General features: G+C 58.1%; 5 protein-coding genes. 1 reads left to right on the top strand and 4 read right to left on the bottom strand.

Annotation, left to right across the window (positions count from 1 at the left end; all coding sequences use genetic code 11):
• Positions 1 to 143: 143 nt before the first annotated feature.
• Together QRN31_RS29790 and trhP are read right to left on the bottom strand one after the other, a co-directional pair.
• Positions 144 to 974 carry a hypothetical protein gene (locus tag QRN31_RS29790; protein ID WP_285436411.1) on the bottom strand — a complete coding sequence of 277 codons (831 nt, stop codon included), beginning with the start codon at positions 972 to 974 and terminating at the stop codon, positions 144 to 146.
• 89 nt (positions 975 to 1,063) lie between these two features.
• A complete protein-coding gene (gene trhP / locus QRN31_RS29785) occupies positions 1,064 to 2,389 on the bottom strand; it encodes a prephenate-dependent tRNA uridine(34) hydroxylase TrhP (protein ID WP_285436409.1) in 1,326 nt (441 codons plus the stop codon).
• 177 nt (positions 2,390 to 2,566) lie between these two features.
• Between trhP and QRN31_RS29780 the strand changes: the two genes are divergently transcribed.
• Positions 2,567 to 3,628 carry an AI-2E family transporter gene (locus QRN31_RS29780; RefSeq protein ID WP_285436407.1) on the top strand — a complete coding sequence of 354 codons (1,062 nt, stop codon included), beginning with the start codon at positions 2,567 to 2,569 and terminating at the stop codon, positions 3,626 to 3,628.
• Here QRN31_RS29780 and QRN31_RS29775 read toward each other — a convergent pair.
• Both QRN31_RS29775 and QRN31_RS29770 read right to left on the bottom strand, forming a co-directional pair.
• On the bottom strand, positions 3,625 to 3,807 hold the full coding sequence (locus tag QRN31_RS29775; RefSeq protein WP_285436405.1) for a hypothetical protein: 183 nt from the start codon (positions 3,805 to 3,807) through the stop codon (positions 3,625 to 3,627). The genes QRN31_RS29780 and QRN31_RS29775 overlap by 4 nt on opposite strands.
• Before the next feature lie 100 nt (positions 3,808 to 3,907).
• Positions 3,908 to 4,102: a hypothetical protein gene (locus QRN31_RS29770; protein ID WP_111449099.1), complete on the bottom strand. Its 195-nt coding sequence runs from the start codon at positions 4,100 to 4,102 to the stop codon at positions 3,908 to 3,910.
• Positions 4,103 to 4,446 lie beyond the last annotated feature (344 nt).

Raw genomic sequence — 4,446 nt, 5'->3', positions numbered from 1 at the left:
TTACTTGGCGCTTCTCCAAGTGACCCGCCGTCAGGGCGGAACCAATAGCCGCCGTCACCAAAAAAACGGATATGTACCCAATCCCAATACTTTCTTAAGTGAACAGCATTACGACCAATGCGCCGGTTGTTATGCCGAATCAATCACTCAACGCTAACCAGGGTCGTTCGCACATCCGCGATCCAACCAGAGTGATAGCGGGTCCGGAAGAAATAACCGTAATCCTGAAGGTAATACATCGTGGCGGTGGCTTTCAGTTCCTCACCTTGCAGCGTGCAACTCAACTCCTTGGCGCCGCCCTGCAACGACGAGTTGACCTGCGAAGCATCTATCTGACGCTCAACCACGCATTCAAGGGTTTCCACTTCCAGCGAGTTGCCTTTGAGCGTAGTGCGCCGTTGCTGGGTGATCTGATAGCCCAACGATGAACCGACGGCCATCGCTCGCCAGTCACCGGTGAATGTCAGCTTGTCGGTGTCGACGGCATACGACACGGGCAATTCACGGTCGGTGTACTGACGGTCGAGGCGCAGGGTCAGCAACCCTCTGAAATTGACCGATCGGGTATCCGACACCTTGCCTGGCCATTGCAACAGCAGTTGCCCGCTCTGTGGATCGGTTTCATAGCGTTGCTCACTCTGCACCGGCGTGCCGCCCAGGTAGCCGAGGTCGAGCGAGCGCACGACGACACGGTTGATCGACTTGAGGGGCGATGGCAGTTTCAGATCGGCAATCGACTTGAGGACCTCGGCTTTGACGGGGCCGGATTGATAGCTCGACGCAACTTTGCTGCGGGGCGAGTAGGGCGCCAATGACGACAGTTGCGGGGTTGGGGCGTAGGCCGCATTGAACAGCGTTCGCACGTCAGCACTTTGCTCGAAGGTTTTTTGCGGGCTGTCGGGGGCCACAGGTTCAGGCGCACTGGCGCAACCTGTAATCAACAGACACAAACCGATAACGGCAGAGCGGGTCATAGGCATTCCAGGCGATACGCGCCACCTACATGTGAACTGAAGTGGTCGGCATCGCGAGGCGATTCTTTAGCGGGTGGGGCCTCTGTTGATTACATCGCCCCAACATCGCGCATCAATAACCCGAACCGCAGATCCACCGCGTCCGGTATCGGCACATACACCGTGTGTCCATCACCGGGCGCCACGTCGATAGGCTCGCCTTTAATGTTCTGCAACTGGTGCAGGTCGAAGTGGAAATTGCCCTGGGGCGTCATCAGTTCCATGTGATCGCCCAGGCCAAAACGGTTCTTCACTGTGACTTGCGCCATCCGGTCTCGCCGCTCGCCTGTCAGCTCGCCCACAAACTGCTGGCGCTCTGAAACCGAGCTGCCGTGCTGGTAGTTCTGGTATTCGTCATGCACGTGCCGGCGCAGGAAACCCTCTGTGTAGCCACGTTGGGCCAAGGACTCCAGGTCCGTCATCAAGCCGCGATCGAAGGCGCGACCGGCCACCGCGTCGTCGATTGCCTGGCGGTAAACCTGCGTGGTGCGTGCGCAATAGAAGTGCGATTTGGTCCGGCCTTCGATCTTCAGCGAGTGCACGCCCATCTGCGTCAGGCGTTCGACATGCTGCACTGCGCGCAGGTCTTTGGCGTTCATGATGTACGTGCCGTGTTCGTCTTCGAAGGCCGGCATCAGTTCGTCCGGGCGATTGGCTTCCTGCAGCAGGAACACCTGATCTGTCGGTGTACCGATACCCAGGGTCGGCTCGGGCTGGAAGGTCTGGACGATTTCGCCGAGATGATTTTCCGTGGCCTGAGTCGCCGTGTATTTCCATCGGCAGGCGTTGGTGCAACTGCCCTGGTTCGCGTCGCGCTTGTTCATGTAGCCCGACAACAGACAGCGCCCGGAGTAGGCCATGCACAACGCGCCGTGGACGAACACCTCAAGCTCCATCGCCGGGACGTGCTGGCGGATCTCGGCGATCTCTTCCAGCGACAGTTCCCGCGACAGGATTATCCGGCTCAAGCCCTGTTGCTGCCAGAACTCGACACTGGCCCAGTTCACCGTGTTGGCCTGCACCGACAGGTGGATCGGCATCTGCGGGAAATGCTGGCGTACCAGCATGATCAGGCCCGGGTCGGACATGATCAGCGCATCCGGCGCCATGGCAATCACCGGGGCCAGGTCTTTCAGGAAGGTCTTGAGCTTGGCGTTGTGCGGCGCGATGTTCACCACCACGTAGAAGCGTTTGCCCTGGGCCTGGGCTTCGGCGATGCCTAGGGCCAGGTTGGCGTGATCGAATTCATTGTTGCGCACCCGCAGGCTGTAGCGCGGCTGGCCGGCATAGACCGCATCGGCACCGTAGGCAAAGGCGTAACGCATGTTTTTCAAGGTGCCGGCCGGGGCCAGCAATTCGGGAGCGAGCAGAGTCATGGCTGTGTCTACCGCAAAAGCCGGCAAGGGTAAACGGCTGGTCCGCAGGCTTTATTGATCTGGATCTATGCTTGATGAACAAACGGATGGCACTCGCGCGAACCGTGGCGGACTAAGCATCAGCAACGCTCTTCAGCACAAGAGCATGCGTCCCCTGCGCACTGACATGGATCGGACATGAACCTAGAGACGGTACACAACAAATCGCTGGTGATCCTGCTAGGGCTGGTCACCATTGCGTTTATCTGGATTTTGCTGCCGTTCTACGGCGCGGTGTTCTGGGCCGTGATCCTCGCGATCCTGTTCGCGCCGCTGCAGCGTCGGATGCAATTGAAGTTCGGCTGGCAGCGCAACGTGACGTCGCTGATTACCCTGAGTATCTGCCTGGTGATTGCGATTCTGCCGGTGATCATCCTCAGTGTCTTGCTGATCCAGGAAGGGGCGATGCTCTACAAGAGCATCGAAAGCGGAGAACTGGACATCGCGGGCTATGTGGCGCACTTCAAACACAGCCTGCCGCCGTATTTTCAGCATTTGCTTGATCGGGCCGGGGTCGGCGAACTGAACGGGCTGCGGGAGAAGATCATCAAGAGTGCGATGACCGGCAATGAGTTTGTCGCCACTCAGGTCTTCAGTTTCGGTCAGGGGACGTTCGATTTTGTGGTGGGTTTTTTCATCATGCTGTACCTGCTGTTCTTTTTTCTGCGAGATGGCGCCGATCTGGCGCGAAAAGTTCGCTCCGCGGTCCCCCTGCAAGAACACCAGAAACGCCGCTTGCAGCTCAAGTTCAACCGTGTGGTGCGCGCAACGGTGAAGGGCAATCTGCTGGTGGCGATCACACAGGGCGCGTTGGGCGGTCTGATTTTCTGGTTTCTGGACATCCCGAGCGCGTTGCTCTGGGCGGTATTGATGGCGTTTCTGTCGCTGTTACCGGCGGTGGGGGCGGGGATTATCTGGGCGCCGGTGGCGGCATTTTTCCTGTTCAACGGGTCCATCTGGCAGGGGGTGGTGCTGGGGTTGTTCGGGGTGTTTGTGATCGGACTGGTGGATAACGTGCTGCGACCGATCCTGGTGGGCAAGGATACAAAGATGCCGGACTACCTGATCCTCATCTCAACCCTGGGCGGCTTGGCGATTTTCGGCCTGAACGGCTTTGTTATCGGGCCCTTGATCGCGGCGCTGTTCATGTCGAGCTGGGCGATCTTCATCGAAACCAAACCGCGGGTGCAACTGCCTTAGGCACTGAGCTGGCCTATGCCGATGCGTTGCGACAATGCCTGGGCGGCCGGCAGCGAAGTGAGCGGACCGCTGATCGGCTCGCCGTCCTGCACAAGATACCAACAGGCGAGCAATCCCAGCTCTCTGAGCGGTGCGGGAACGGCGCTGCCGATAACGGACATGATCTGAACCTGGGACATAAGTACCTCCATCAATCGATGGGGCTACCTTACGGATCTGGCGTTTGAACGGACAATCAACACGCTCGATAGTCGTCATTGATGCGGATGAGTCCTGGACTCAGTCGACCACCAGATCGAGCATGTGAACCACTTCCTGCTCGTTGAGCAGGCCTTTACGCACCAGGTTTTCGGCCAGCAGCGAAAGAAACTTGGCGCTGCGATGGCCTTCCAGGTGCTTGAGTTCAGTCAGTGCGTTGTACACCTTGCTGGAAGTGCACAAGCCGACGACGCGATGCGGGTTTTGCGTTGGCATGAGGTCGTCCTTGTTTTTATCAACCTGTTGTTTACGCACAATGTGCAAGCTTGCGGACCGGATATGACATAAATATGACCGTTTTCCCCGGCTCGGGGGAAGGGCGGTCAAGTCAATCTTGCCAACATGCACCGCCAGCGCTGTCCCGACAGCGACCTTGACGCGATTTTTCCAGACGTTTGCCGACGGGCGGTCATAAAAAAACCCCTGCTGATTAGGCGTAGGGTTATTCATTTAGGGAGTTTTTAGGGTTTTGGGTGGGGTTGGGTACATATCCGTTTCTGCGGTTACGGCGGCTATTGGTTCCGCTTTTACAGCGGGTCACTTGGAGAAGCGCCAAGTAA

The sequence above is a fragment of the Pseudomonas sp. fls2-241-R2A-110 genome, from assembly GCF_030209165.1.
In the GTDB taxonomy this organism is placed as follows: Bacteria; Pseudomonadota; Gammaproteobacteria; order Pseudomonadales; family Pseudomonadaceae; genus Aquipseudomonas.
The sequence above is the reverse complement of the archived record's forward strand: the minus strand, read 5'-3'. Positions and strand labels throughout refer to the sequence as shown.